The organism is Brevundimonas sp. GW821-FHT12E07 (assembly GCF_058807035.1).
Window position 1 is genome coordinate 156,091 of sequence record NZ_JBXAQH010000002.1, and the last position, 24,884, is coordinate 180,974.

The 24,884-nt window shown below is 68.9% G+C and carries 24 protein-coding genes and 1 tRNA gene; 15 read left to right on the forward strand and 10 right to left on the reverse strand.

The features are described 5' to 3' along the window. The first annotated feature begins 11 nt into the window (after positions 1-11). The 9 genes from AC1ROD_RS08835 (at position 12) to AC1ROD_RS08875 (ending at position 8,291) form a co-directional block, all read left to right on the forward strand. Entirely contained in the window at positions 12-329 is a 318-nt protein-coding gene (locus tag AC1ROD_RS08835; protein ID WP_492947892.1) for an FtsB family cell division protein, read from the forward strand. A 127-nt stretch (positions 330-456) separates the two neighbouring features. Continuing rightward, positions 457-1,494, forward strand: coding sequence for a pyruvate dehydrogenase (acetyl-transferring) E1 component subunit alpha (gene pdhA, locus AC1ROD_RS08840; RefSeq protein WP_492947893.1), 1,038 nt, complete (start codon positions 457-459; stop codon positions 1,492-1,494). Between the two features lie 3 nt (positions 1,495-1,497). Next, entirely contained in the window at positions 1,498-2,868 is a 1,371-nt protein-coding gene (locus tag AC1ROD_RS08845) for a pyruvate dehydrogenase complex E1 component subunit beta (RefSeq protein ID WP_492947894.1), read from the forward strand. Then, complete coding sequence (locus AC1ROD_RS08850; RefSeq protein ID WP_492947895.1) at positions 2,865-3,182, forward strand: DUF5076 domain-containing protein; 318 nt, start codon at positions 2,865-2,867, stop codon at positions 3,180-3,182. Before AC1ROD_RS08845 ends, AC1ROD_RS08850 begins: the two co-directional genes overlap by 4 nt. Then, a complete protein-coding gene (locus AC1ROD_RS08855) occupies positions 3,179-4,462 on the forward strand; it encodes a pyruvate dehydrogenase complex dihydrolipoamide acetyltransferase (RefSeq protein WP_492948430.1) in 1,284 nt (427 codons plus the stop codon). Before AC1ROD_RS08850 ends, AC1ROD_RS08855 begins: the two co-directional genes overlap by 4 nt. Before the next feature lie 10 nt (positions 4,463-4,472). Beyond that, positions 4,473-4,952, forward strand: coding sequence for a glutathione peroxidase (locus tag AC1ROD_RS08860; RefSeq protein ID WP_492947896.1), 480 nt, complete (start codon positions 4,473-4,475; stop codon positions 4,950-4,952). 2 nt (positions 4,953-4,954) lie between these two features. Continuing rightward, the gene (gene lpdA / locus AC1ROD_RS08865) at positions 4,955-6,361 is read left to right on the forward strand and encodes a dihydrolipoyl dehydrogenase (RefSeq protein WP_492947897.1); all 1,407 of its coding nucleotides are present in this window, start codon (positions 4,955-4,957) and stop codon (positions 6,359-6,361) included. Beyond that, positions 6,358-6,816, forward strand: coding sequence for a YcxB family protein (locus AC1ROD_RS08870; protein ID WP_492947898.1), 459 nt, complete (start codon positions 6,358-6,360; stop codon positions 6,814-6,816). The genes lpdA and AC1ROD_RS08870 overlap by 4 nt, the downstream gene beginning before the upstream one ends. 101 nt (positions 6,817-6,917) lie before the next feature. Next, the gene (locus AC1ROD_RS08875; protein WP_492947899.1) at positions 6,918-8,291 is read left to right on the forward strand and encodes a DUF4861 family protein; all 1,374 of its coding nucleotides are present in this window, start codon (positions 6,918-6,920) and stop codon (positions 8,289-8,291) included. 22 nt (positions 8,292-8,313) lie between these two features. Here AC1ROD_RS08875 and AC1ROD_RS08880 read toward each other — a convergent pair whose 3' ends face one another. The 6 genes from AC1ROD_RS08880 to AC1ROD_RS08905 form a co-directional block, all read right to left on the reverse strand. Continuing rightward, positions 8,314-8,496 carry a DUF3606 domain-containing protein gene (locus tag AC1ROD_RS08880; RefSeq protein ID WP_047413801.1) on the reverse strand — a complete coding sequence of 61 codons (183 nt, stop codon included), beginning with the start codon at positions 8,494-8,496 and terminating at the stop codon, positions 8,314-8,316. Between the two features lie 67 nt (positions 8,497-8,563). Continuing rightward, positions 8,564-9,106 (reverse strand): hypothetical protein, encoded by a 543-nt coding sequence (locus AC1ROD_RS08885; protein WP_492947900.1) that lies wholly within the window; start codon positions 9,104-9,106, stop codon positions 8,564-8,566. Between the two features lie 47 nt (positions 9,107-9,153). Next, complete coding sequence (locus tag AC1ROD_RS08890) at positions 9,154-9,963, reverse strand: MBL fold metallo-hydrolase (RefSeq protein WP_492947901.1); 810 nt, start codon at positions 9,961-9,963, stop codon at positions 9,154-9,156. A gap of 4 nt (positions 9,964-9,967) precedes the next feature. Then, a complete protein-coding gene (locus AC1ROD_RS08895) occupies positions 9,968-10,750 on the reverse strand; it encodes a TatD family hydrolase (RefSeq protein ID WP_492947902.1) in 783 nt (260 codons plus the stop codon). Then, positions 10,747-11,733, reverse strand: a complete 987-nt coding sequence (locus tag AC1ROD_RS08900; RefSeq protein ID WP_492947903.1) for a DNA polymerase III subunit delta' — start codon at positions 11,731-11,733, stop codon at positions 10,747-10,749. Before AC1ROD_RS08900 ends, AC1ROD_RS08895 begins: the two co-directional genes overlap by 4 nt. Positions 11,734-11,782: 49 nt before the next feature. Beyond that, on the reverse strand, positions 11,783-12,667 hold the full coding sequence (locus AC1ROD_RS08905) for a septal ring lytic transglycosylase RlpA family protein (RefSeq protein ID WP_492947904.1): 885 nt from the start codon (positions 12,665-12,667) through the stop codon (positions 11,783-11,785). A 77-nt stretch (positions 12,668-12,744) separates the two neighbouring features. On the opposite strand from AC1ROD_RS08905, the gene AC1ROD_RS08910 reads away from it, so the two are divergent. Further along, a tRNA-Ser gene (locus AC1ROD_RS08910) sits at positions 12,745-12,834 on the forward strand. Positions 12,835-12,839: 5 nt separating this feature from the next. Here the strand turns inward: AC1ROD_RS08910 and AC1ROD_RS08915 are convergent. The 3 genes from AC1ROD_RS08915 to AC1ROD_RS08925 all read right to left on the reverse strand — a co-directional run bounded on the left by AC1ROD_RS08915 (position 12,840) and on the right by AC1ROD_RS08925 (position 17,680). Continuing rightward, positions 12,840-16,034, reverse strand: coding sequence for an efflux RND transporter permease subunit (locus AC1ROD_RS08915; protein ID WP_492947905.1), 3,195 nt, complete (start codon positions 16,032-16,034; stop codon positions 12,840-12,842). Positions 16,035-16,036: 2 nt separating this feature from the next. Beyond that, the gene (locus tag AC1ROD_RS08920; protein ID WP_492947906.1) at positions 16,037-17,188 is read right to left on the reverse strand and encodes an efflux RND transporter periplasmic adaptor subunit; all 1,152 of its coding nucleotides are present in this window, start codon (positions 17,186-17,188) and stop codon (positions 16,037-16,039) included. Positions 17,189-17,305: 117 nt separating this feature from the next. Continuing rightward, complete coding sequence (locus AC1ROD_RS08925; RefSeq protein ID WP_492947907.1) at positions 17,306-17,680, reverse strand: hypothetical protein; 375 nt, start codon at positions 17,678-17,680, stop codon at positions 17,306-17,308. A 48-nt stretch (positions 17,681-17,728) separates the two neighbouring features. Here AC1ROD_RS08925 and AC1ROD_RS08930 point away from each other — a divergent pair, with 48 nt between their 5' ends. The 3 genes from AC1ROD_RS08930 to AC1ROD_RS08940 all read left to right on the forward strand — a co-directional run bounded on the left by AC1ROD_RS08930 (position 17,729) and on the right by AC1ROD_RS08940 (position 21,075). Next, on the forward strand, positions 17,729-18,616 hold the full coding sequence (locus AC1ROD_RS08930; protein ID WP_492947908.1) for a crotonase/enoyl-CoA hydratase family protein: 888 nt from the start codon (positions 17,729-17,731) through the stop codon (positions 18,614-18,616). Between the two features lie 102 nt (positions 18,617-18,718). Further along, positions 18,719-20,218, forward strand: coding sequence for an arylsulfatase (locus AC1ROD_RS08935; protein ID WP_492947909.1), 1,500 nt, complete (start codon positions 18,719-18,721; stop codon positions 20,216-20,218). 11 nt (positions 20,219-20,229) lie between these two features. After that, positions 20,230-21,075 carry a hypothetical protein gene (locus tag AC1ROD_RS08940; protein ID WP_492947910.1) on the forward strand — a complete coding sequence of 282 codons (846 nt, stop codon included), beginning with the start codon at positions 20,230-20,232 and terminating at the stop codon, positions 21,073-21,075. 13 nt (positions 21,076-21,088) lie between these two features. Here the strand turns inward: AC1ROD_RS08940 and AC1ROD_RS08945 are convergent, their stop codons facing one another. Beyond that, the gene (locus AC1ROD_RS08945) at positions 21,089-21,400 is read right to left on the reverse strand and encodes a hypothetical protein (protein ID WP_492947911.1); all 312 of its coding nucleotides are present in this window, start codon (positions 21,398-21,400) and stop codon (positions 21,089-21,091) included. A gap of 562 nt (positions 21,401-21,962) precedes the next feature. Between AC1ROD_RS08945 and AC1ROD_RS08950 the strand changes: the two genes are divergently transcribed. Together AC1ROD_RS08950 and AC1ROD_RS08955 are read left to right on the forward strand one after the other, a co-directional pair. Further along, on the forward strand, positions 21,963-23,564 hold the full coding sequence (locus AC1ROD_RS08950; RefSeq protein ID WP_492947912.1) for a M28 family peptidase: 1,602 nt from the start codon (positions 21,963-21,965) through the stop codon (positions 23,562-23,564). After that, positions 23,564-24,856, forward strand: a complete 1,293-nt coding sequence (locus AC1ROD_RS08955; RefSeq protein ID WP_492947913.1) for a metal-dependent hydrolase family protein — start codon at positions 23,564-23,566, stop codon at positions 24,854-24,856. The genes AC1ROD_RS08950 and AC1ROD_RS08955 overlap by 1 nt, the downstream gene beginning before the upstream one ends. Positions 24,857-24,884: the final 28 nt, after the last annotated feature.

The window sequence follows — 24,884 nt, forward strand, 5'->3', positions numbered from 1 at the left end:
TGCCCGAACGGATGAAACCGTATTCCCTGTCCGCCTTCCTGTTGCTTTTGTTCGCCTACCTCGGCGTTCAGGCGATGACGGGCGAACGGGGCCTGCTCAGCGGCCATGCCCGCGACGCCCTGCTGGCCGAGCGCGAGGCCCAACTCACCGAGCTTAGCCAGAAACGCGCCGACCTGGAGGTCCGCGCCCGCTATCTGCGAACCAATAGCCTGTCGCGCGATCTGCTCGAGGAGCGGGCCCGTGTCGTGCTCGGCTTCGCCGACCCTCGCGACTATGTGGTGCATGTTTCGGCTCCGGTCGGCCCGGACGCAAAAGTTATGGCTTCCTGAACTATTGTTACAGCCGGACCGGCTCGCTTTGCGTTACAGGATCGAAGGCTGCTAAAGCCGCTTTCCGTAACGATAAGAAGCCCTGAAGCCAGTGTGGTTCTTCGGGGCTCCAGCCGGGAGATGCCGGATGGCGAAAGCCCCCTCCGCTAAGACCGCCGCGAAACCCGCGGCAAAGACCGACAAGATCCCGAACACGCCCACAGCGTCCAAGGAAGACCTGCTCCGCTACTATCGCGAGATGGTGCTGATCCGCCGCTTCGAGGAGCGCGCGGGCCAACTGTACGGCATGGGGCTGATCGGGGGCTTCTGCCACCTGTACATCGGCCAGGAAGCCGTCGCCGTGGGCGTTCAGGAGAGCGTCAAACAGGGCCACGACAAGATCATCACCGGCTATCGCGACCACGGCCACATGCTGGCCGCCGGGATGGACCCCAAGGAAGTGATGGCCGAGCTGACCGGCCGCTCGGGCGGTTCGTCCAAGGGCAAGGGCGGCTCGATGCACATGTTCGACGTGCCGACCGGCTTCTACGGCGGTCACGGCATCGTCGGCGCCCAGGTGGCGCTGGGCACCGGCCTGGCCTTCGCGGGCAAGTACCGCGGCGATGACTCGGTCGCCTTCGTCTATTTCGGCGACGGCGCCTCGAACCAGGGTCAGGTCTACGAGAGCTTCAACATGGCCCAGCTGTGGAAGCTGCCGGCCATCTACATCATCGAGAACAACCAGTACGCCATGGGCACGAGCATCGAGCGCTCGTCCTCCACGACCGAACTCTATATGCGCGGCGCCTCGTTCGGCATCCCGGGCGAGCAGGTCGACGGCATGGACGTCCTGGCGGTCAAGGATGCGGTCGAACGCGCCGTGGCCCGCGCCCGGGCAGGCGAGGGGCCCTTCATCCTCGAGGTGAAGACCTACCGCTATCGCGGTCACTCCATGTCCGACCCGGCCAAATACCGGTCCAAGGAAGAGGTCGACGAGGTCAAGAAGACCCGCGACCCGATCGATCACGTCAAGCTGCTACTGGAGGAGGCCAAGGCCACCGAGGACGAGCTGAAGGCGATCGACAACGAGATCAAGGCCATCGTCGCCGAGGCCGTGCAGTTCGCTCAAGAGAGCCCGGAGCCGGATCCGTCCGAGCTCTATACCGACGTCTACGTAGAGGCCTGATCCGTGACCGATATTCTGATGCCGGCGCTGTCCCCCACCATGGAAGAGGGCACGCTGACGAAATGGCACATCAAGGCCGGCGACACCGTCAAGGCCGGTGACGTCATCGCCGAGATCGAAACCGACAAGGCCACGATGGAAGTCGAGGCCGTCGACGAGGGCGAGGTACTGGAAATCCTGGTGCCGGAAGGCACAGAAGGCGTGAAGGTCAACGCCCTGATCGCCCGCCTGTCCGGCGACGACGCCGGCGCCAAGGCCCCGGCCGCCGCCGCCGCGCCTGCCGAAGCCGCTCCGGCTGAAGCGCCGAAGGAAGAGGCCGCCGCTCCTGCTGCCGCCGCCCCGGTCGCCGCTCCGAAGGTCGAGCTGCGCGATCCCGAGTTCCCGGAAGGGACCAAGCTGGTCAAGACGACCGTGCGCGACGCCCTGCGCGACGCCATGGCCGAGGAAATGCGCCGTGACGAGGCCGTCTTCCTGATCGGCGAGGAAGTCGCCCAGTACCAGGGCGCCTACAAGGTCAGCCGGGAGTTGCTGCAGGAGTTCGGCGACCGCCGCGTGGTCGACACCCCGATCACCGAGCACGGCTTCGCCGGCCTGGGCGTCGGCGCCGCCATGTCGGGTCTGAAGCCGATCGTCGAGTTCATGACGTTCAACTTCGCCATGCAGGCCATCGACCACATCATCAACTCGGCGGCCAAGACCCTCTACATGTCGGGCGGCCAGATCCGCGCGCCCATCGTGTTCCGCGGTCCCAACGGCGCCGCCAGCCGCGTCGGCGCCCAGCACAGCCAGGACTATTCGGCCTGGTACGCCCAGGTGCCGGGCCTGAAGGTCGTCGCCCCTTACGACTCGGCCGACGCCAAGGGCCTGCTCAAGGCCGCGATCCGCGACCCGAACCCCGTCGTCTTCCTCGAGCACGAGATGATGTACGGCATCGAGTTTGACGTGCCCGAGGTCGAGGACTACATCGTCCCGATCGGCAAGGCCAAGGTTCGCCGCGAAGGCACGGACGTCACCATCACGGCCCACGCCCGCATGGTCGGCTTCGCCCTGCAGGCCGCCGAGAAGCTGGCCGAGGACGGCATCAGCTGCGAGGTCATCGACCTGCGCACCCTGCGTCCGCTGGACCACGAAACCATCGTCGCCAGCGTCAAGAAGACCAGCCGTCTGGTCTCGGCCGAGGAAGGCTGGGGGCCGATGGGCGTCGGCGCCGAGGTCGTGGCCCGGGTGATCGAGCACGCCTTCGACTACCTCGACGCCCCGCCGTTGCGGGTCCACCAGGAAGACGTGCCTCTGCCCTACGCCGCCAACCTCGAAATCCTCTCCCTGCCGGGCGTGGACAAGATCGTCGCGGCCGTGAAGGCGGTGATGGCGTGAGCGGACCGGCCGAATTCGAGCTGACGGTGCCCGACAGCGTCGCGGCCGATCCGGACGCGATCGAGGTCATCCGCATGTGGTGGTCGAACAAGGAGCCGGTGATGGCGGTGAAACCCGCCTTCAGCGATCCCGCCAAGTTCGGCGAGCTGCTGGCCATCGCGGCCCGGCACATGGCCCATGGCTACGCCCTGCGGCACGGCCATGACGAGAAGGCGGCCTATAACCGCATTCTTCAGGGGCTCAGCGAGGTGATCAAGGCTGACAATGTCGCCACCGTCACCGAGCCCACCGTTTTGAAGGGAGGCAATGCCTGATGACCGACATCCTGATGCCCGCCCTGTCGCCCACCATGGAAGAGGGCGTTCTGGCCAAGTGGCACGTCAAGGCCGGCGACGTGGTCAAGGCCGGCGACGTGATCGCCGAGATCGAGACCGACAAGGCCACGATGGAAGTCGAGGCCGTCGACGAGGGCGAGATCACCGACATCCTGGTGCCCGAAGGCACCGAGGGCGTGAAGGTCAACACCCCGATCGCCCGCCTGAAGGACGAGGGCGGCGCCGCCGCTCCCGCGCCCAAGGCCGCGCCTGCTGCGGCTGAGGCTCCGAAGGCCGCCGCGCCTGCCGCTGCTGCTCCGGCTCCGGCCGCTGCCGCCGCGCCGGCTCCGGCCGCGCCGAAGGCCGCTTCGGGCGAACGCGTCTTCTCCTCGCCTCTGGCCCGCCGTCTGGCCGCCCAAGCCGGTCTGGACCTGAAGTCCATTGCGGGCACCGGTCCGCACGGTCGCGTGGTCAAGCGCGACGTCGAGGCCGCCGGAAAGGGCGGGGCCGCCAAGGCTCCGGCCGCCGCTTCCGCGCCTTCGCCGGAGTTCCGTAAGGTCCAGTCCCTGGCCCAGATGGGCATTCCGGACGGCAGCTACGACCTCGTCCCGCTGGACGGCATGCGCAAGGCCATCGCCCGCCGCATGGTCGAATCCATCCAGCAGGTTCCGCACTTCCCGCTGACCATCGACGTCGAGATCGACGCCCTGCTGGCCGCGCGGACCAAGGTCAACGCCCTGCTCGAGAAGTCGGGCGTCAAGGTCTCGGTCAACGACTTCGTCATCAAGGCCGCCGCCATGGCCCTGAAGGCGGTGCCGGAAGCCAACGCCAGCTACAGCCCCGAGGGCATCGCGATGCACCACCACGCCGACGTGGCGATGGCGGTGGCGATCGACGGCGGTCTGATCACCCCGATCATCTTCAAGGCTGAAACCAAGACCCTGTCGCAAATCGCTGTAGAGTCGAAGGATCTGGCCAAGCGGGCGCGTGAGCGCAAGCTGAAGCCGGAAGAGTTCCAGGGCGGCACCTTCTCGGTGTCCAACCTGGGCATGTTCGGGATCAAGCAGTTCTCCTCGATCATCAACGAGCCCCAGGGCGCGATCATGAGCGTGGGCGCGGGCGAGCAGCGTCCGGTCGTCAAGAACGGCCAGCTGACCGTGGCGACCGTGATGACGGTCACCGTCACCTGCGATCACCGCGTGGTCGACGGCGCCACCGGCGCCCGCTTCCTGCAGGCCTTCAAGCCCCTGATCGAAGATCCCGTGACGATGCTGGCCTGAGGTCAGCGCGATGACCTCGGTCTATGACTTCAGCGCCCAGAGCCTCGACGGCGAGCCGGTCTCCTTCGACCGGTTTCGCGGTCAGGCCCTGCTGATCGTGAACACGGCGTCCAAATGCGGCTTCACCGGCCAGTACGCCGGTCTGGAGACCCTGCACCGCCAGTTCGCCGATCAGCCGTTCGAGGTCCTGGGCTTTCCCTGCAACCAGTTCGGCAATCAGGAGCCCGGACTGGCCGACGAGATCGCGACCTTCTGCTCGACCCAGTTCGACGTGTCGTTCCCGATGTTCGACAAGGTCGAGGTCAACGGCCCGCACCGGCACCCGCTCTACGCCTGGCTGACCAGTCAGAAGCGCGGCTTCCTCGGCTCGAAGACCATCAAGTGGAACTTCACCAAATTCCTGACCGACCGGGAGGGAAGGGTGGTCGCCCGCTATTCCCCCCAGACTGAACCCTCGGCGATCCAGGCCGACATAGAGAAGTTGATCTGATCATGGCTGTTGAATTCGACCTCATCGTCATCGGTTCGGGCCCCGGCGGCTATGTCGCGGCCATTCGCGCCGCGCAGCTGGGCCAGAAGGTCGCCATCGTCGAGCGCGAGAGCCTGGGCGGCATCTGCCTGAACTGGGGCTGTATCCCGACCAAGGCCCTGCTCAAGTCGGGCGAGAAGTTCGAGAGTCTGTCCCATCTGAAGGACTACGGCCTGTCCGCCTCCGGCGCGACCTTCGACTTCGACGCCATCATCCAGCGCTCGCGCGGCGTGGCGTCGACGATGAACAAGGGCGTCACCTTCCTGATGAAGAAGAACAAGATCGAGGTCATCGAGGGCTCGGCCAAGCTCGAGAAGGGCCCGGCCGCTCCCAAGGTGGTCATCGATCTGAAGGCCGGCGGTTCGCGCACGGTCGAGGCCAAGGCGGTCATGCTGGCCGTCGGCGCCCGCGCCCGCGCCCTGCCGCAGATCGGTCTGGAGGCCGACGGCGACAAGATCTGGGCCTATCGCGACGCCCTGGCTCCCAAGAAGCTGCCAAAGACCTTCGTGGTCATCGGCTCGGGCGCCATCGGTCTGGAGTTCGCCAGCTTCTACCGCGCCCTGGGTTCCGAGGTGACGGTCGTCGAGGCCGTGGACCGCATCATGCCCGTCGAGGACGAGGAGGTCTCCAAGGCCGCCCAGAAGTCGTTCGAGAAGCGCGGCATCAAGTTCCGCGTCGGCGCCAAGGTGTCCAAGGTCACCAAGACAGCCTCGGGCGTGAAGGTCGACGTCGAGATCGGCGGCAAGGCCGAGAGCCTGGAAGCCGAGGTCTGCATCTCGGCCGTGGGCATCACCGCCAACACCGACGGCATCGGTCTGGAGGCCCTGGGCGTGACCCTGGACCGCGGCCATATCGTCATCGACAGCCACTGCCAGACCAATGTGAAGGGGCTGTTCGCCATCGGCGACTGCGCCGGCGCCCCCTGGCTGGCCCACAAGGCCTCGCACGAGGGCATCCACGCCGCCGAATACATCGCCGGCTACAAGACCCCGAACGTCGTCTCCCCGATCGCCGGCTGCACCTACACCCAGCCCCAGGTCGCCTCGGTCGGCGTCACGGAGCAAGGCGCGCGCGAGGCCAAGCGGGAGGTCAAGGTCGGCCGCTTCCCCTTCCGTGTGAACGGCAAGGCCGTGGCGGCGGGCGAGGTCGACGGGTTCGTCAAGGTCATCTTCGATGCCAAGACCGGCGCCCTGATCGGCGCCCATATGATCGGCCACGAGGTCACCGAGATGATCCAGGGCTATGTCACCGCCATCACCATGGAAGCGACCGAGGAAGACATCCACGGCATCGTCTATCCGCACCCGACCATGTCGGAAGCCATGCATGAGGCGGCGCTGGACGCCTATGGGCGGACGATCCACCTGTGAGCCTGAGCGTCGTCTACGCCCTGCGGCGTGACGAGGTCTGGCGTTGGTACAAGACGGCGTGGAAGCGCCGTCTCTGGCCGTTCCACGCCCTGATGCTGGTGATGCCCATCGGCTTGTTTCTGGCCCTTCGTCATGACGGCGACTGGATGAACGCCCTCGTTTCGGGCGGGATCATCGGCCTGATCGGCTGTGTGTTCATGGCGGTCTATCCGCAGATCCGGTATCGCCCCGAAGAGCGGACGCTAACTGTCGACGACGACGGCGTTCGCGGCGCTCGGGGCAAGACGGACTACTTCGTGAAATGGGCGAAGATCGCGGGGATCGAGGACGACGGCGACTATCTGGTCATCCGTGAGCGCGGCCAGAACGCCTTCATCGTTCCCCATCGCGCCTTCGCTTCGGAGACTGCCCGGGCGGGGTTCCGGGATTTCGTGACGGCGCGCGTCCCCGGCTGACTTCGCTTCCTTTCAGCGCACCTCCTGACACCGGTGGACATTCCGTCGGCTTTCCTCGACATTCGTCATACAAATCGGCATCAGACCGACGGAGGACGACGATGGGAAGAGTGCTTTGGACCGTCACGGCGGTGGGGCTGGCGCTCGGCGGGGCAGGGGGCTCGGCCTTCGCCCAGAGCCACGGCTGGTACACCCAGGGCGACTTCATCCCCGTCGAACGGGTCGAGATCGTCATCGCCAATGACCTGAACGAGGATCGAAAGGGTCAGCCCATCGTCCTGCGCCGCGACCAGCTGCCGATGCTGGCCGACATTCAGGAGCTGACCGCCACCGTGGTGGATCCTGACGGCGAGGCTCGGCCTGACCCGACCGCCGCCCAGCTGGCGCGCCAAGGGCCGCATGAGCGGCGCGGCGAGACGAACGGCCGGGCGCTGGACTATCAGTTCGACGACCTGGACAAGGACGGGATCTGGGACGAGCTGGTCTTCGTCGCGGACCTCAAGGCCGGGGAGCACAAACGCTTCTACGTCTATCGCGGCTTCCAGCAGCGCGGCTGGAACCCGCACCGCACCCATGCGGCCATCGGCTCCTACATGCGCCACACCGTGCCCTTCTGGGAGAGCGAGAATGTGGGCTGGAAGCTGTGGTTCCCGACCGACATCGACATCTACGCCAAGCGCAAACCGCTGCTGATGTCGAACCGGCTCTATATGGGCAACCTCGACGGCTATGGCGTCTCGGCCGAGAACCCGGACTACGGCACCGACATCCAGTCGGTCGACGACAGCTTCGGCGGCGGCGGCATCGGGGTGTTCGAGGGCGATGTGCTGCAGCGGCCGCGCTTCTCGCCCACCGCCGACCTCGAGCATCGCTTCAACGCCGGCCAGCAGTCCGACACCCGCTACGCTTTCGAGGTGATCACCAACGGGCCGGTCCGCAGCACGGTCCGCATCCGCACGATGAACTGGAACACGGGGCAGGGGACCTATGCCCTGGAGCAGACCTACGCCGCCTGGGCCGGCCAGAACTATACGACCGCCGAGGCCCGCTTCCTGACGTGGCGGCCGGGCGCTCAAGGCGCCGACTTCGCCGTCGGCATCCGGCGTCGGCCGGGCCAGAATTTCGAGGTCCAGGACGGGAATCTGGTCGTGACCGCCGCGCCCGAGGCCCTGCGCAATCCCGACGACGTCGAGGGGCTGCAGCAGCAGGCGCCGATCCTCTATGCTGGCACCGCCCTGGTCGTGCCCGACGACGAGAACGGCCGCTACCAGTTCGTCGAGACGCGCGGCGGCAACCACGTCTATCGCATCCCCGCGCGCGCCGACGGGACATATCGCTATATGCTGGCCGCGGGCTGGAGCGAGGGCGAGGTCCTGAAGACCCCGCAGGCCTTCGCCGACTACGTCGCCGCCAGCGCCCGCAGCTACAACAGCCCGCCGCGGCTGGAGGGCGCGAAGGTGGAGCAGAAGCCCTGAGGCAAGGCGACGGGCGAGGGGCCTAGCGCTTCTTGCCCAGTTCGGCCGCGATGTCCTTGGTCATGCGGCCGACCTTGCGGTGGGCGGCGGTGATCTGGTCCCTGGTCACGCCCCAGCGCTTCATCCAGTATTCGACGGCCTGACGCTCGGACAGGTCCAGACGGTCCTTGTCGATGAAGCCGCGCTTGTCCTTGAGGCCGGCCATGGTTCGTCTCGTTTGTTAATAAAATCAGAGCGCAGGGTGGATATTCTGAGTCAGAACCTTCGCTGCCTCAGGCGCATTCATAGCCCAGACTCAGGCGCGGTCCGTCGCCGACAGGATCGCCCAGGATCTCGATGAAGTCGAACAGGTCGGGCACGCGCACGCCGGCCTCGGCGGCCAGCTCTTCGAGTTCGTCGATCTCGATATTGTAGAGGACGACGACGGTGACGCGGAAAACGCCGTCGACCTGGGCCTCGCCATCCACGCCGCTTTCGTAGGAGGCGCCGCCGTTGAGGACGCCGTCATAGCCGTCCGTGCGAACGTCGAGGATCCGGGCCGCGCGACCGCAGCTTACGCAGGTCAGTCCATGCGGCGGTCGCCAGAGGGTTTCGCCGGGCGCCACGTCGAAATACGGCGACGGGTCGGGCGCGGTCTTGGGAAAGCCCGAGATCCGGAAATCCGCGCCGCCACAGGTCGGGCAGCTTACGGCGAAACGCGCGGTGATATCGCGCCGGCCATCGGCGGGGGCGGGCAAGGCGGTCAGGGCGAAACCCGACAGGCAGGACGGCGGCTGGAGGGTCGCGAGAGCCGCCGCGGAGGTCCGGTTTTCCATGGATCTGTTTTGCGCCTAAGATATATTATGCGAAATAAGTGATAGGGTCAGAGCGGAATGGACGCGGCCCAGCCGTCGTATCCGACCTCAACGTTTGCCGGAACTCTGGCGGTCAAGTCATTGTAATCGAGGTCGATGTGCAGGTTCGTCAGCACGGCGCGCTCGACGTCGGCGCGCGCGATCCAGTCCAGGGCCTGATCGACGGTCGCGTGCGTCGGATGCGGCGTCCAGCGCAGCGCGTCGACGATCCAGAGCTTCGATCCGCGCACGGCGTCCAGAGCCGCGTCGTCCAGATCCGAGACGTCGCTCGAATAGCTGACGTCTCCAAGCCGATAGCCGACCGAGCGGATCGGTCCGTGGGCCTGGTCGAAGGTCACGACCGGAACTTCGCCGCCGGGGCCGTTAACACTCCAGTGCTGGCCATGCGGCGGGATCAGATTGAGGTCCAGCAGCGCCGGATAGCCCAGCTGGCTCTCGAAGATATAGGGAAATCGCGGCTGCAGCGCGTCGGCCGTGGCCTGGTCCATCCAGGCCGGGATCCGGGCACGGCGGCGGATGGCGAAGACCCTGAGGTCGTCGATCCCGTGGGTCTGGTCGGCGTGGTCGTGGGTATAGAGAACCGCATCGACGGACGTGGCCTTCGCCGCGAGCATCTGCTGGCGCAGGTCCGGCGAAGTGTCGATCAGGACGCTGGTGACGCCCGCCGGGCCGTTTCGACGCGCCAGCATCGAACAGCGCGTACGGCGGTTCTTCGGCTCGGCCGGATCGCAAACGCCCCAGTCGCCGTCTCCGCGCGGCACGCCGCCGGACGAGCCGGACCCGAGGATTGTGATCTCCAGCGCCGAAACCTCATCCATCGGTTTAACTCGGCCTCGGAATACGGTCGAACAGGTCGAAGAAGGCGTCGGTCGTCCGCGCCTCGGCCTCGGCCCGGTCCCAGCCGCGCACCTCGGCCAGTTTGTCGAGCACGTGACCGACATAGGCCGGTTCGTTGCGGCGACCCCGGTGTGGCATGGGCGCCAGGTAGGGGCAGTCGGTTTCGACGATGATCCGGTCCGCCGGCATGGTGCGGATCACGGCCCGGACCTCTTCTGCGGCCTTGAAGGTGGCGATGCCGGAGACGGAGAACCATCCGCCAAGTTCATGAGCGATATCAGCCAGTTCCTGACCGCTGGTATAGCAGTGCATGAGGAATTTGAACGCCCCCCTGCCCTGTTCCTCCCTCAGGATCGCCGCCATGACCGCATCGGCCTCGCGGGTGTGCACCACCAGCGGCAGGCCGGTTTCGCGCGCGGCCTCGATATGGCGGCGGAACACCTCGGCCTGAACATCGCGCGGGCTCAGATCGTAGTGGAAGTCCAGACCGCATTCGCCGATGCCGACCACGCGCGGCCGTCCGGCCAGTTCGACCAGATCGGCCGCCGTCATGGCCGTATGATCCTTGGCCTCATGCGGATGGGCCCCGACGGTGCACCAGATGTCGTCGTGAGCCAGGGCCAGGGCGTGGGTGGCCTCGAAGGTCGACAGCTTGTCGGAGATCTCGACCATCATCTGGACCCCGGCCTCGCGGGCGCGGACGATGACGGCGTCGCGGTCTTCGTCGAACTGGGGCGCGTGCAGATTGACGTGGCTGTCGATAATCATCCAGCGATCCTGCGCGTGCGGGCGACGTCGGTCAGGGCGCCGGCGAGCGCATCGCCCCGGTCGAGGTTCAGCCCCGCCGTCCGGTCCGGCAGCTCGCTGAGTCGGCCCCAGAGCTCGGCCCAGGCGGCGGCCCCCTGCCCGGCCGGCGCGTGCAGCGCCTGCGCCTTCACCGCCGCGATCAGCCGGTCCAGCACCATGTCGAACCGCGCCTGACCCTCCGCGCCCCGGAAGCCGTCGGCGATGGCCAGAGCCTCGGCGCGATCGAGCGACGGCTCCGACACCCAGCGCCGCGCCAGCTGGTCGGCTTCCGAGGTCGCCCCGGCGCTGAGCGCCAGCGCCTGGCCGGGCGAGCCTCCGGCCATGGCGGCGATGCGGTCGGCCTCATCGGGATCGACGCCGGACCGGTCCAGCACCAGCTCGGCCAGGGCGTGCCGCGACCAGACCGGAAAGGCCAGGCGACGGCAGCGCGACCGGATGGTGGCCAGCAGCCGCCCCGGCGCATGGGTCACCATCAGCAGCACGCCATGTTCGGGCGGTTCTTCAAGAATCTTCAACAAGGCATTGGCGGCGTTGACATTCAGGTCGTCGGCAGCGTCGATGATAGCGACGCGGGCCTGGGCTTGGGACGGGCTCTTGGAGAAGAACTCCGGCAGGTCTCGGGCCTGATCGACCGAGATGGACTTCTTCGTCTTGCCGTTCTCCACCAGCCGCTCCAGCACCAGCAGATCCGGATGGGCCTGGGCCGAGATCAGCTTGGACACCGGATCGTCCGGACGCGCGCCCAGGATTCCGCGCGACGGATCGGGCATGGCGCCCAGCAGACGGCGAGCGGCGCGATAGGCGAAAGTGGCCTTGCCCACGCCTTCCGGCCCGCAGAGCAGCCAGGCATGGTGCAGGCGTCCGCGCAGGCGCGCGTCCTCGAAGGCGGCTTCGGCTTCGGAAGACGGCTGCAGGTCGAAACGGTCGCGGGGATGGGTGGTCACCCGCGCATGATGACGACGCGGGTCCCCAGCAACAACCCCGGGAGGGCGATCAGCGGCCTGAAATCAACAGGGCGTCGCGCACGCCCCGCGCCACGATGGACTGGCGCTCGCGCTCGGCGGCGTTGGCGTCGTCCCAGGGCCCCACCAGGACCCGGAAGTAGCGCTGACCGTCTACCGAGGCCGTGTTCACACTGGCCTGGGCGCCCAGCGATTCGGCGGCCAGATGGGCCAGGGTCGGGTCGGAGAAGGATCCGGCCTGCACCCAGAAGCGGTCGCCCGCGGGCGGTTGCGGTTGTGGCTGTAGTTGCGGCGGGGGCCGGTCGTTCGAGGCGATCTGGTACCCCCCGCCCATCCCGGTGCCGCCGCCGCGCGGGGCTGGACCCAGATAGCGGACCCTGACCTCGCCCACGCCGCGCGAGAGCAGGTCCAGCTCCTCGGCCGCACCCCGCGACAGGTCTATGATGCGGTTGTCGACGAAGGGGCCCCGGTCGTTGACGCGCACGACGACAGAGCGGCCGTTGGCCTCATTGGTCACCTCGACCAGGGCCGGCAGGGGCAGCGTCTTGTGGGCGGCGCTGAGGCCATGCATGTCGAACCGCTCGCCGGTCGAGGTCGGCCGTCCGTTGAACTGGTCGCCGTACCAGGAGGCCAGACCGGTCTCGTCATAGCCCCGGGCGTCGCTCATCGGCCGATACCAGCGTCCTCGCACCTGATAGGGCCGCATGGTGCCGGGCACGATCGGGGCCGGATCGGTGACCACGGGGATGCGCGGTCGCCCTGCCCCGCCCATTCCGGGCACGCTGGCGCAGGCGGCCAGTGTGGCGGTCGCCGCCGCCACCGCCGCCGCTCGTATGACGCCTTTCAGCGATCCTGCCCGCATGGTCCACACCGAAGCCTCGGGCCGATCCCGAGCCATCAGTGTGGACGACGACATTTCCGTTTTGGTTAACCGGGGCTTTCACTGCTAAGGAGCCCCTCCGCACGGCCCAGCCCACCGTGCGACGTCCGGATGGACAGGTGGCCGAGTGGTTTAAGGCAGCGGTCTTGAAAACCGCCGTGGGTGGAAGCCCACCGTGGGTTCGAATCCCACCCTGTCCGCCAATCCTTCACTCGCGAGGCTCCGCCTGGCCGACGCCATTCCCGCCTGGGCTTCGCCGGGTGAGGGACGCACTCAGGGTCGGCAGGACAATCAGGGTCAGCAGGGTCGCCGTGATCAGGCCGCCGATGACGACGGTCGCCAGCGGCTTCTGCACCTCGGCCCCGGCGCCCGAGGCGAAGGCCATGGGCGTGAAGCCGAGCACCGCCACCAGGGCCGTGGTCAGGACGGCGCGCAGCCGTCCGACCGCCCCCTCGACCACCGCCGTCGCCGGGGTGAGCCCTGCGTCCAGCCGCTCGCGAATGCCCTGCATCAGGACGAGGCCGTTCAGCGTCGCCACCCCGGAGACGGCGATGAAGCCCACCGCCGCCGAGATCGACAGGGGCATGCCGCGCAGCGCCAGAGCCAAGGCTCCGCCGACCAGCGCCAGAGGCACGCCCGCGAACACCAGCGCCGCGTCCTTCCATGACCTGAGCGCCAGCACCAGCAGCCCGCCGATGGTCAGGAAGACGATCGGCACGATCAGCCCGAGGCGCGCCGAGGCCCGCTGCAGGTTCTCGAACTGCCCGCCCCAGTCCAGCCAGCCGCCCGGTGGGGGCGCGACCTTGCCGTCGATCGCCGCCTGCGCCTCCCTGACGAAGCCGCCCAGATCGCGGCCGCGCACATTGGCCTGGACCACGATCAGCCGCTTGCCGTTCTCGCGGCTGATCTGGTTCGGCCCCTCGGCGACGTCGAACCGGGCCACGGCCGAGAGGGGCACGGTCGGGGCGCCGGATTCGGCGTCCTCGGGCATGACCGGCAGCTGGGCCATGACCGCCGGATCGTTGCGGAGATTGTCGGCCAGCCGGACGACGACGTCGAAGCGCCGGTCGCCCTCGTTGACCTGACCGGCCTCGCGGCCCGCCAGGGCGATGGCCAGGGCGTCGGCGGCGTCTGAGGCATGGATGCCCTGCGCCGCCGCGAGGGTGCGATCGACTGCGGCGGTGATGGTCGGCTGGCCGCTGATCTGCTCGACCCGCACATCGGCGGCCCCGTCGATGCCGCGCAGCACGCCCGCGACCTGATCCGCCGTCCGGCTCATGGCCGCGAAGTCGTCGCCATAGACCTTTACGGCCACATCGGAGCGAACCCCGGCGATCAGCTCGTTGAAGCGCATCTGGATCGGCTGGGTGAACTCATAGGCGTTGCCCAGCAGCGTCCCGAGGTCTCCCTCCATCCGCTCGACCAGTTCGGCCTTGGACAGGTTCGGGTTCGGCCAGTCCTTGCGGTCCTTGAGGATGACGAAGGTGTCCGAGATCGAGGGCGGCATGGGGTCGGACGCCACCTCGGCCGTGCCGGTGCGGGTGAAGACGCGCTCGACCTCGGGCATGGCTTTCAGCGTCCGTTCGACCCGGAACTGCATGGCCTGGCTCTGCTCCAGCGAGGTGGAGGGCACGCGCATGGCCTGGACAAGCACATCCCCCTCGTCCAGCGTCGGCACGAACTCGCGCCCCAGCATCAGGAAGGCGACGATCCCGGCCAGCAGGGCGACGCCCGCTCCGGCCAGCACCGCCTTCGGCCGCGCGACGGCGGCCTCCAGCAAGGGGCGATACCGCGCCTTGGCGGCGCGGCTCAGCCGGGTGTCCTCGTGGTCTTCCTTCGGCTCCCTGATCCACAGGGCGGCCATGGCGGGCACGAAGGTGAAGCTCAGGATGAAGGCGGCCAGCAGCGCCAGCATGACGGTCGCGGCCATGGGGCCGAACATCTTGCCCTCCACCCCCTCGAACATCAGCAGGGGCGCATAGACCAGCAGGATGATCGCCTGACCGAAGGCGGCGGGCCGGGCCATCTCCCGCGCCGCCATCGCCGCCACCGACAATCGTTCAGCCATGGTCAGCGCCCGCCCGGTCTCATGCCGCTTCAGCCCCAACCGCCTCAGGGTGTTCTCGATCACCACCACGGCGCCGTCGACGATCAGGCCGAAGTCCAGCGCCCCGAGGCTCAACAGATTGGCGCTGATCCCGAACCGGTTCATGACCGAGGCCGCGAACAGGAAGGCCAGCGGAATGACGAGCGCCGTGATGATCGCCGCCCGCACATTGCCGAGCGCCAGGAACAGGACGGCGATGACCAGCAACGCCCCCAGCGCCAGATTGTGCTCCACCGTCCGGATGGTCGCCTCGACCAGTTCGGTCCGATCCAGGGCCGGAACGACGGCGACGCCGGGCGGCAGGCTGGGCGCGATGGATTTCAGCCGCTCTCCGACGCGGTGCGCCACCTCGCGCGAGTTCTCGCCCTGCAGCATCAGGGCCGTGCCCACCACCGTCTCGTGCCCGTCGGCGCTGGCCGAACCCAGGCGCGGCGCCCGGCCGGTCTCGACGGTGGCCACGTCCGACACCCGGATCACCTGCCCGCCCCGGTTCAGGATCGGGGTCTCGGCAAGTTCGGCCAGGGACTTCACCCGGGCGTCGGCGCGCACGATATAGGCTTCGCCCGCGCGGTTGACGTAGCCGGCGCCGGCGATGCGGTTGGCGTGCTCCAGCGCCTCGACCAGCTGGACCAGACCGACGCCGTAGGCCGCCAGCCGCGCCGGGTCGGGATGGACCGCATATTCCTTCACATAGCCGCCCAGCACATCGACCCCGGCGACGCCCGGAACGGTCTTCAGCTGGGGCGCGACGATCCAGTCCTGAACGGTGCGGAGGTAGGTCGCCTTCTCGGCGTCGGTGACCAGCCGCTCGCCTTCGGGGGTGACATAGGGGACGCCCGTCTGCGCGGCCGGGCCCTTGAGCTCCAGCGTCCAGATATAGACCTCGCCCAGACCGGTCACGACCGGCCCCATTGACGGCGACAGGCCGCCGGGCAGGTCCTCGCGCGCCGACTGGATGCGCTCATTGACGAGGTTGCGGGCGAAATAGATGTCCGTGCTGTCGGTGAAGACGGCGGTGATCTGGGAGAAGCCGTGGCGCGACAGGGAGCGGGTTCCGGTCAGGCCGGGCAGGCCCGCCAGCGCCGTCTCCAGCGGGAAGGTCACCTGCCGCTCCACCTCCTCCGGCCCCAGGGCGGGGGCGACGGTGGTGATCTGCACCTGTCGGTTGGTGATGTCGGGGACGGCGTCGATGGGCAGCTTGAGCAACTCGCGCGCGCCCAGCACGGCCAGGACGCAGGCGATGCCCACGACCCACCAGCGGAAGCGCACCGAGGCGTCGATGATCCGGTCCAGCATGGTCAGTGTCCGTGCTCGGCTTCGCCCTTGGCCAGTTCGGCCTTGAGCAGGAAGGCGCCGGTTCCGGCGATGCGTTCGGATCCGGTCAGGCCCGAGACGATTTCGGTGCGACCCCCGGCGATGCGGCCGGTGCCGACCGGGCGGGCGCGGAAGACCTGCCCCTCCACGACGAAGACGGCGGGCGCCCCTTCGACGGTCTGGACGGCGTCGGTCGGGACGGTCAGGCCCTGACCGCCGGCGCCGGAGACCCGGGCGGACACCACCGTCCCCGCGGGCGGCGGCGGCCCCTCGATGCGGGCGCGGACCAGCACCACCCCGGCCCCGGTCGCCGGGGCGATGGCGGTGACCACCCCCGCCACCGTGCGCCCGTCCGGCGTGCGACCCTCCACGGCGTCGCCGACGTTGAGCAGGGCGGACGCGGCAGGCGGGGCTTCGAAGGCCAGCTCGACGCGGCGGGCGTCGGACACGGCCGCCACCTCCTGATCCTCTTCATGCAGGACCTGACCCGGGGTGGTGGTCAGGCGGGTGACGACCCCGGCGATCGGGCTGCGCACCAGCACCAGCCCGTCAGCGCCCGGCGCGCCGTATGCAGCGGCTCTCGCCCGGGCTGCGCGAAGTTCCGCGTCAGCACGCCGGGCCTCGGCCTCGGTGATGTCCAGCCGCGCGCGGGCGATATAGCCGCGCTCGAACAGGGCGCGGTCGCGACGCACGGCTGCCTGGGCGACCTCGGCGGCGGCGGCGGTCGCCTCGGTGGCGGCGCGCGAGGCGGCGCCTTCGGGACTGCGCAGGGTGATCAGGACGGCGCCCGCCGTGACCCGGCTGCCCGGCCCGACGTGGACCCGCACCACGGTTCCCGGCAGGGGCGCGTCCACCACGGCCTCGGCTCCGGGCGCGGTCTGGACCCGCCCGGGCAGCCTCAGTTCGGAGCCCCCGCCCCGCTCCACCCCGACGATGGTCACGCCCGCCGCGGCGGCGGCCTGGGGCGACAGGGCGACGACGCCTTCCGGCGCGGTCTCTTCATGGTCTTCCCCTTCGGTGTGGTCCGCCGGGCGCGGCTCCAGCCAGCGGGCCGCGCCGAAGCCGCCTCCCAGTCCGATGCCGAGGGCGGCGATGACGGCGGCGCCGGTCATCAGCCAGTGTCTGTCGATGGTCATTCAAGGTCTCGCACGGTCCGGCGAGGCGCGCTTCAGCCTTCGGCCGGACTCTCAGGGTCCACGATGCGTCGCGCGCGGGCCGGAGCCCGGGTGTGCGACAGCGATGAGGGGGACGCCTCAGCCCCGTGGAGGGCGATCGAGACCTTCGGGCGCGCCGAGCGGAACCCCGGCGACATGGGTCCAGGACACGGGCGAGCGGAAGCGCAGCGGCGTCAGGATCGGCCGGTCCTCGCTGGGCAGGGCGACATGGGAGGCGTGGCAACAGCCGTGCAGACAGGCGGGACCGCAGTCGCGGCACCCGTCCGATCCTTGTTCGGGAGTCTGGGCCACGGCCGTGGCCGCGTCCGGCGCCGCGCAGGCCAGGGCCTCGCCGGCGGGGACGATGGCGACGAGCGCCATCAACAGGGCGCCGAGCACCCCGAACCGCCTGAGAACCTGTCTCGCCGCCTTCAGCATCCGCTCCGGATAGCACAGGAATCTGCGCGCGATCACGCCTGCGACGTTTCGTCCTTGCGGCGAACTTCGATACAGGTGGCGGCCATGAGCACCCTGAACCTTGAACTCGACGACCGCATCCTGTGGATCCGGCTCGACCGCCCCGACCAGCTCAACGCCTTCAACGAGGCCATGGGCGATGAGCTGGAGGCGGCCTTCCTCTCGGCCAGCGCCGATGACGCCGTCGGCGCAATCATCGTCACCGGAAACGGCCGCAGCTTCTGCGCCGGCGCCGACCTGACCCGGTCCGACAATGTCTTCGCCCTCGATGAGACCGCGCGGCCTGATCTGGCCATGCTGCGCGAGCGCTTCGACGATCCCTATGTGGTCAGGAACATTCGCGACAAGGGCGGCCGGGTGGCGCTGGCGATCCATAACTGTCGCAAGCCCGTGATCGCCGCCATCAACGGCGCGGCCGTGGGCGTGGGCGCGACCATGACCCTGGCCATGGATTTCCGCATGGCCTCGACCGAGGCGAAGATCGGCTTCGTCTTCGCCCGGCTGGGCGTCGTGCCCGAGGCCTGTTCGACCTGGTTCCTGCCGCGCCTGGTGGGTCAGCAGCAGGCGCTGGAGTGGTGCCTGACGGGCGACATCTTCGATGCGGCGACCGGCCATGCGGCGGGGCTGGTGCGCTCGGTCCACGCTCCGGATCAGCTGCTGGCCGAGGCCGAGGCCTTCGCGCGACGGCTGATCAGGGACCGCTCGCCCGCCGCCGTCGCCCTGACCCGTCAGATGCTGCGCCGCAATCCCGCCCTGCCCAGCCCGCTGGAGGCGCATCTGATCGAGAGCCTGGCCATGTTCGACATGAGCCAGGCCGACGGCAAGGAGGGCGTCGCCGCCTTCATGGAAAAGCGCAAGGCGGTGTTCACGGACAAGGCCTCGGCCCTGCCGGGCGGTCTGGAGGCCCTGTTCGGCGAGCTGCCGCAGGGCTGACCGCCGCTCCGTTCCGGTCACCCGGAGAGCGTCCGGGGGGTTTTACCCGATGTCGTCCCAGGCGTCGGCGCGCGACATCGGCCGGGCAACAGGAGCGCCCCCATGGCCGGTCAGACGCAACGTCCCAACATCCTCGCCATCATGATCGACGACATGGCCCCGATGGACCTGTCGGCCTATCACCGGGGCCTCGGCGCGGTGGCGACGCCCAATATCGATCGGCTGGCCCGCGAGGGGCTGATGGTCTCGGACTACTACGCCCAGCCCAGCTGTACGGCGGGCCGCGCCGCCTTCCTGACCGGCCAGTATCCGATCCGCACCGGCCTGACCTCGGTCGGCCAGCCGGGCGCCAAGGTGGGGCTGCAGCCGCAGGACATCACCATCGCCACCCTGCTCAAGGACCTGGGCTACGCCACCGCCCTGTTCGGCAAGAGCCATGTGGGCGATCGCAACGAGTTTCTGCCGACGGTCCACGGCTTCGACGAGTTCAAGGGCTTCCTCTATCACCTCAACATGATGGAAATGCCGGAACAGCCGGATTTTCCTGCGGATCCTTCCTTCGCGGGCCGCCCCCGCAACATGATCCACGCCTGGGCGACCGAGGCCGACGACGCGACCGAGGATCCGCGCTGGGGCCGGGTGGGCAAGCAGCGCATCGAGGACCTCGGCCCCCTGACCACCACGCGGATGGGCGTCATCGACGACGAGTTCACCGACGACGCCATCGACTACATCAAGACCCGGAAGGCGACGAGTACGCCCTTCTTCCTCTGGTACTGCCCCTCGCGGATGCACCAGCAGATCCACGTCTCGCCGGACTGGCTCGGCAAGAGCGGGCACACCCCCTATTTCGACGCCGTGCTGCAACTGGACGGCCTGGTGGGCCGGCTGCTCGACACGCTCGACGCGGAGGGGCTGACTGACAACACCATCGTGCTGCTGACCTCCGACAACGGGGTGAATCTGGCGCACTGGCCGATGGCCGGCACCGCCTCGTTCCGGGGCGAGAAGGGCACGACCTGGGACGGCGGCTTCCGCGTGCCCATGCTGGTCCGCTGGCCCGGCAAGATCGCGCCCGATACCTGGACCGGCGAGTTCATGACCAGCGAGGACTGGCTGCCGACCCTGCTGGCGGCCGCCGGAGAGCCGGATGTGAAGGACGAACTGGTCGCCGGGCGGCGCGTCGGCGCGACCGACTACAGGGTCCATCTGGACGGCTATAACCAGCTCGAGATGCTGACCTCGCCCGACGGCCGGTCGCAACGCCGCGAGTTCTTCTTCTTCGCCGAGACCGAGCCCACCGCCGTCCGCATCGACGACTGGAAGATCCATATCGCCATCAAGGACAAGTGGCTGGAGGCGGCGACCAAGCTTCCGGGCGGGTTGATGATCGACATCAAGGCCGATCCGTTCGAGCGCAGCCCCGACACCGGCGGCCAGTTCCTCTGGATGAAGGAAAAGAGCTGGGTCATGCCCGAGCTGATCGGGCCGATCGCCCACTTCGTCCAGAGCCTGCACGACTTCCCGCCGTCCCAGACGGGCACCGGCATCGGCATGGCGGCGATCCTCGCCGGCATGAAGGACCAGGCGCCGAGCGACTAGGGCGCCGCGACATGGGTCCGGTTCAGATCGTCAAACTGATCGTGCTGGCGAGCGTGATGCTCACCGTGCTGTCGCTCGCCCTGCACGCGCGGCCGGGCGACGTCTTCCACCTGTTCCGCAACTGGCGCCTGGGCCTGCGGGCCATGGTCGCCATGTTCGTGGTCGTGCCGGCCGTGGCCCTGCTGATGGCGGGGATCCTCGACCTCAAGGCGCCGGTGAAGATCGCCCTGGTGGCCCTGGCCTTCTCGCCCGTGCCGCCGCTGCTGCCGCGCAAGCAGGTCAAGGCGGGCGGCGACGCGGCCTATATCACCGGCCTTCTGGTGGCGGCGGCCCTGTGTTCGCTGGTGCTGGCGCCCCTGGGTCTGGCCCTGGCCGGGGCCCTGTTCGGCGTCGAGACCCAGGTGTCCTTCGCGGGCATGGCCAAAACGCTCGGCCTGACCATCGCCCTGCCCCTGATGCTCGGTCTTCTCGGCCAGCCGCTGCTGGGGGCGCGGGCGGCGATGGTGTCGAGCCTGCTGGGCAAGCTGGCGTCCCTGCTGTTCATCGGCGGGGTGCTGGCCCTGCTGTTCCTGCTGGCCCCCGCGATCGGCAAGCTGTTCGGCGACGGCACGGTCGTGGCCCTGATCGCCATGAGCGGCGTCGGTCTGGCCGCGGGCTGGTTTCTGGCGGGTCCGGTGCGCGATCAGCGGATCGTCCTGTCGCTGGCCTCGGCCGCGCGTCACCCCGGCGTCGCGATCGGCATCGCCGCGACCAGCTTTCCGGCCGCCCATCTGGCGCCGGCCGCCATCGTGCTGGCGGCCGTCATCAATGCCGCGGTGGCCATTCCGTTTCTGAGGATGCTGCGGCAAGCGGAATAGCCGCCGTGGTTCGTCAGTGCAGGGTGGGACCCGGTGTTCCGACGGTGGAGCAGCAGCCGATCATGGCCTCGACGAACTCCGGGATCGCCGACTGAAGGTCCACGCCGTCGGCGCTGGCGAAATAGGCCTCGGCCACCTCCTGCCAGGCCTGCTGCAGGACGCGCCGTCCGGCTTCGGCCGTCACCTGTTCCAGGGTTTCGATGCCGCGCTCGGCCAGCAACCGTTGCGCCACCTGACCGGCGTGCTCGGCCAGCAGGTGAAAGACGTCGACTTCTTCGGGGGTGAGTTCGCTGTAGAGCAAGGCGGCCTCCCATGCGGATTCCATGCCCCTGACACAGGGCTCCGCAGATAGGACGGCGCCGCCCGGTGGCGACCTCAGATGTTTCGAAAGACTGTTGTTCGCCGACGCGCAGCGTCACCGGCGCCGATGCGAAAACAGGCTGAACTTTCAGGAAGCGGCGACCCCGCCTCGAAGGGAGGGTGGAGGCGACCCGGCTTGGTGACTGGAAAATCCACCGGGCCGCCTGACCAAGGTGTGCCCCCTTAGCCGTTTACCATCAACCATAGAAAACAGGGGTTTGCACCCTCAGAAGCGCAGACGTTCCCGTCGCGAGACCGAAAGGACGATCAACCGTTGCACGGCCCACACGGTCGCGACCAGACCCAGACCCACGGCTCCGGCGATGATTTCCTGCGGCATGCGATTGTTCCCCTGAGGCTCCGGAGCCCCCGCTCCGGCCTGACAGCCCGCTGCCATCTGGGGGCGCTTGAGGGCCTGCGCCAAGCGGATACCCCGCACACGCGAAACCGGCGCGGCAGGTGCAAGCGCGTTGACTCCAGGGCCGGTGGGGCTCCATCTCGCTCCGTGTTCGAGGGGGAGTGATGTGATGTCGGGCAAAGGGGTGATCCGGGGCTTGGGGCTGGGTCTTCTGGTGTCGGGGCTGGCGGCCTGCGCGACCGTGGAGACGACCCCCGTGCAGGCGCCTTCCGCCGGGACGGATGCGGCCACCGTCGCCTGGTGGAAGACGACCACGGCCCTGTCCGGCGACGACATGCAGGGGCGCGACACGGGCTCGGAGGGCTATCGCAAGGCCGCCGCCTACGTCATCGACCGCTTCCGACGCGCGGGACTCCAGCCGGCGGGCGACAACGGGACCTATATCCAGTCCATCCCCCTGCATGAGATCGCGGTCCTGAAAGAGGGGACCAGCTTTACCGTCGTCGGCGACGACCGCTCGACCCGGCCGCTCCAGTTCCTGCGCGAGATTTCGGTGACCCCCGCCACCGCCCTGCCCGCCAGCCTCGAGGCGCCGCTGGCCTTCCGGGGCTATTGTTCTCCGCAGGAACTCGGCGATGTGCGCGGCAAGATCGTCGTCTGTTTCGCCGGTCGCCGCACGGGCATGACCACGGCCGCCGAGCGTTCGGCCGCCGTGACCGCGGGCGACGCGGCGGGCCTGATCAACATCGACGACATCGGCTTCACGGTGGAGCCGCCGCGCTGGCCCATGGCCTATGCGCGCTCGGTCGCCTTCGCCAACGCCGCCCCGTCAAACGGCCCCGCCTACCCCGTCATGCGCCTCAGCGCCGAGGCCTTGGCCGCCGTCATCGCGGGCTCGGGCCAGGACGCGGCCGACATCCTCGCCAGGGCCGTCGCCGCCGCCCCCCTGCCCGCCTTCGACATCCCGGCCCGGATGCGCCTGACCTTCGCGGTGAAGGAAAGCGACTACAGCTCTGAAAACGTTCTGGCCGTCCTGCCCGGGACCGACCCGGCCCTGGCCGACCAGCCGGTGCTGGTGAACGCCCATCTGGACGGCTACGGCTATGGCGAGCCGGTCGACGGCGACGGCCTCTATAACGGTGCGCTCGACGACGCCGCCTATGTCGCCACCCTGATCGAGATGGCCGATCATTTCGGCGGCAAGGGTTTGCGTCGTCCGGTCTTCTTCGCGGCCTATACGGGCGAGGAGAAGGGCCTGCTGGGTTCGCGCTGGCTGGCCGACCACCCGACCCCGGCCATGGGCGCCAGGGGGCTTCCGGTCGCCGTGCTCAACCTCGACCAGCTGCGGCCCCTCTATCCCCTGACCATCCTGACGACCCTGGCGGTCAACGACACCTCTCTCGGCGCCGTGACGCGCGAGATCGCGGGCGAGATGGGCGTCGAGGTCCGGCCCGATCCCGAGCCGGAACGCGGCCTGCTGCGCCGCTCGGACCACTGGCCCTTCATGCAGAAGGGCGTGCCCGGCATCAGCTTCATCTTCGGCTATGACCCGGGGACCGAGGCCGAGGCCCGTTACCGCCTCTGGTACCAAACCCGCTACCACATGCCCCAGGACGACCTGACCACCCCCATCGACTGGAAGGCGGCGGGCGACTTCAACCGCTTCTACGAGACCCTGACCCGCCGCGTCGCCGACGCCGATCAGGCCCCGCACTGGATCCCCGGCAGCCCCATCGCCCCGGCGACGGCGATCTCGGCGGGCAAGCCTTGATGCGGGGGCTGCTGATCCTCCTGCTGGCGCTGATCGCGGGTCCGGCGTTTGCGCAAACCGCCCCTCAGGCCACCCTGCTCCGCCCCGACCGCGTCTTCGACGGCGTGAACCCGGAGCCCCATGTCGGCTGGCAGGTGCTGGTGCGCGGCGAGCGGATCGAGGCGGTGGGGCCCAACCTGACCGCGCCCGCCGACGCCCGTGTGGTCGACCTGCCCGGCATGACCCTGATGCCCGGGATGATCGAGGGGCATTCGCACCTCTTCCTGCATCCCTACAACGAGACCTCGTGGGACGATCAGGTGCTGCATGAGCCCCTGGCGTTGCGCACCGCACGGGCGACCGTCTCGGCGCGGCTGACCCTGATGGCCGGTTTCACCACGGTGCGCGATCTGGGCACCGAGGGCGCGGGCTATGCCGACGTCGGGCTGAAGAAGGCCATCGAACAGGGCATCATCCCCGGGCCGCGCATGCTGGTCGCCACCCGCGCCATCGTCGCCACCGGCGCCTATGGCCCCAAGGGCTTCGAGCCCGGCGTCGAGGTTCCGCTTGGAGCCGAGGAAGCTGACGGCGATACGCTGGTTCGCGTGGTGCGCAGCCAGATCGGCGCGGGCGCCGACATCGTCAAACTCTATGCCGACTACCGCTGGGGTCCCGGCGAGCCCAGCCGCCCGACCTTCTCCGAGGCCGAGCTGCGGCTGGCGGTGGAGACGGCGCATTCGGCCGGCCGTCTGGTCGCGGTCCACGCCGGCACCGCCGAGGGCATGCGCCGCGCCATCCTGGCCGGCGCCGACACCCTCGAGCACGGCGACGCGGGCACGCCCGAGATCTTCCGCCTGATGCACGATCACGGAACGGCCCTTTGTCCGACCCTCGCTGCTACCGACGCCATCAGTAGGTATCGCGGCTGGAACGGTCAGGAGCCGGCGCCGGAGAACGTCCTGGCCAAGCGCCGGGCCTTCGCCGCGGCCATGGCCGCCGACGTGACCCTGTGCATGGGCGGCGACGTCGGGGTTTTCGCCCACGGGACCAATGCGCGTGAGATGGTGCTCATGGTCTCCGCCGGCCTGTCGCCCTCCGCAACCCTGATCGCCGCGACCGGCGGCAACGCCCGCATCTTCCACATCGACGACCGACTCGGCGCGGTGAAGCCGGGCTTGCTGGCCGATCTGGTCGCGGTCCAGGGCGATCCGACCCGGGACATCACCGCCGTCGAGGCCGTGCGCTGGGTCATGAAGGGCGGTGTGGTCGTTCGCACCCCGGAACCGCTTGAGGTCCAGCCCGCGATCATGTGAAGTCCCGGCGCGATCAGCAGGGAGTGAG

What these genes read in the sequence shown, in the direction of transcription:
- AC1ROD_RS08835 (WP_492947892.1), top strand. Translation starts at nt 12, where the DNA reads ATGAAACCGTATTCCCTGTCCGCCTTCCTGTTGCTTTTGTTCGCCTAC.
- pdhA (WP_492947893.1), top strand. Translation starts at nt 457, where the DNA reads ATGGCGAAAGCCCCCTCCGCTAAGACCGCCGCGAAACCCGCGGCAAAG.
- AC1ROD_RS08860 (WP_492947896.1), top strand. Translation starts at nt 4,473, where the DNA reads ATGACCTCGGTCTATGACTTCAGCGCCCAGAGCCTCGACGGCGAGCCG.
- lpdA (WP_492947897.1), top strand. Translation starts at nt 4,955, where the DNA reads ATGGCTGTTGAATTCGACCTCATCGTCATCGGTTCGGGCCCCGGCGGC.
- AC1ROD_RS08875 (WP_492947899.1), top strand. Translation starts at nt 6,918, where the DNA reads ATGGGAAGAGTGCTTTGGACCGTCACGGCGGTGGGGCTGGCGCTCGGC.
- AC1ROD_RS08880 (WP_047413801.1), bottom strand. Translation starts at nt 8,496, where the DNA reads ATGGCCGGCCTCAAGGACAAGCGCGGCTTCATCGACAAGGACCGTCTG.
- AC1ROD_RS08885 (WP_492947900.1), bottom strand. Translation starts at nt 9,106, where the DNA reads ATGGAAAACCGGACCTCCGCGGCGGCTCTCGCGACCCTCCAGCCGCCG.
- AC1ROD_RS08890 (WP_492947901.1), bottom strand. Translation starts at nt 9,963, where the DNA reads ATGGATGAGGTTTCGGCGCTGGAGATCACAATCCTCGGGTCCGGCTCG.
- AC1ROD_RS08895 (WP_492947902.1), bottom strand. Translation starts at nt 10,750, where the DNA reads ATGATTATCGACAGCCACGTCAATCTGCACGCGCCCCAGTTCGACGAA.
- AC1ROD_RS08905 (WP_492947904.1), bottom strand. Translation starts at nt 12,667, where the DNA reads ATGTCGTCGTCCACACTGATGGCTCGGGATCGGCCCGAGGCTTCGGTG.
- AC1ROD_RS08915 (WP_492947905.1), bottom strand. Translation starts at nt 16,034, where the DNA reads ATGCTGGACCGGATCATCGACGCCTCGGTGCGCTTCCGCTGGTGGGTC.
- AC1ROD_RS08920 (WP_492947906.1), bottom strand. Translation starts at nt 17,188, where the DNA reads ATGACCATCGACAGACACTGGCTGATGACCGGCGCCGCCGTCATCGCC.
- AC1ROD_RS08930 (WP_492947908.1), top strand. Translation starts at nt 17,729, where the DNA reads ATGAGCACCCTGAACCTTGAACTCGACGACCGCATCCTGTGGATCCGG.
- AC1ROD_RS08935 (WP_492947909.1), top strand. Translation starts at nt 18,719, where the DNA reads ATGGCCGGTCAGACGCAACGTCCCAACATCCTCGCCATCATGATCGAC.
- AC1ROD_RS08940 (WP_492947910.1), top strand. Translation starts at nt 20,230, where the DNA reads ATGGGTCCGGTTCAGATCGTCAAACTGATCGTGCTGGCGAGCGTGATG.
- AC1ROD_RS08945 (WP_492947911.1), bottom strand. Translation starts at nt 21,400, where the DNA reads ATGGAATCCGCATGGGAGGCCGCCTTGCTCTACAGCGAACTCACCCCC.
- AC1ROD_RS08950 (WP_492947912.1), top strand. Translation starts at nt 21,963, where the DNA reads ATGTCGGGCAAAGGGGTGATCCGGGGCTTGGGGCTGGGTCTTCTGGTG.
- AC1ROD_RS08955 (WP_492947913.1), top strand. Translation starts at nt 23,564, where the DNA reads ATGCGGGGGCTGCTGATCCTCCTGCTGGCGCTGATCGCGGGTCCGGCG.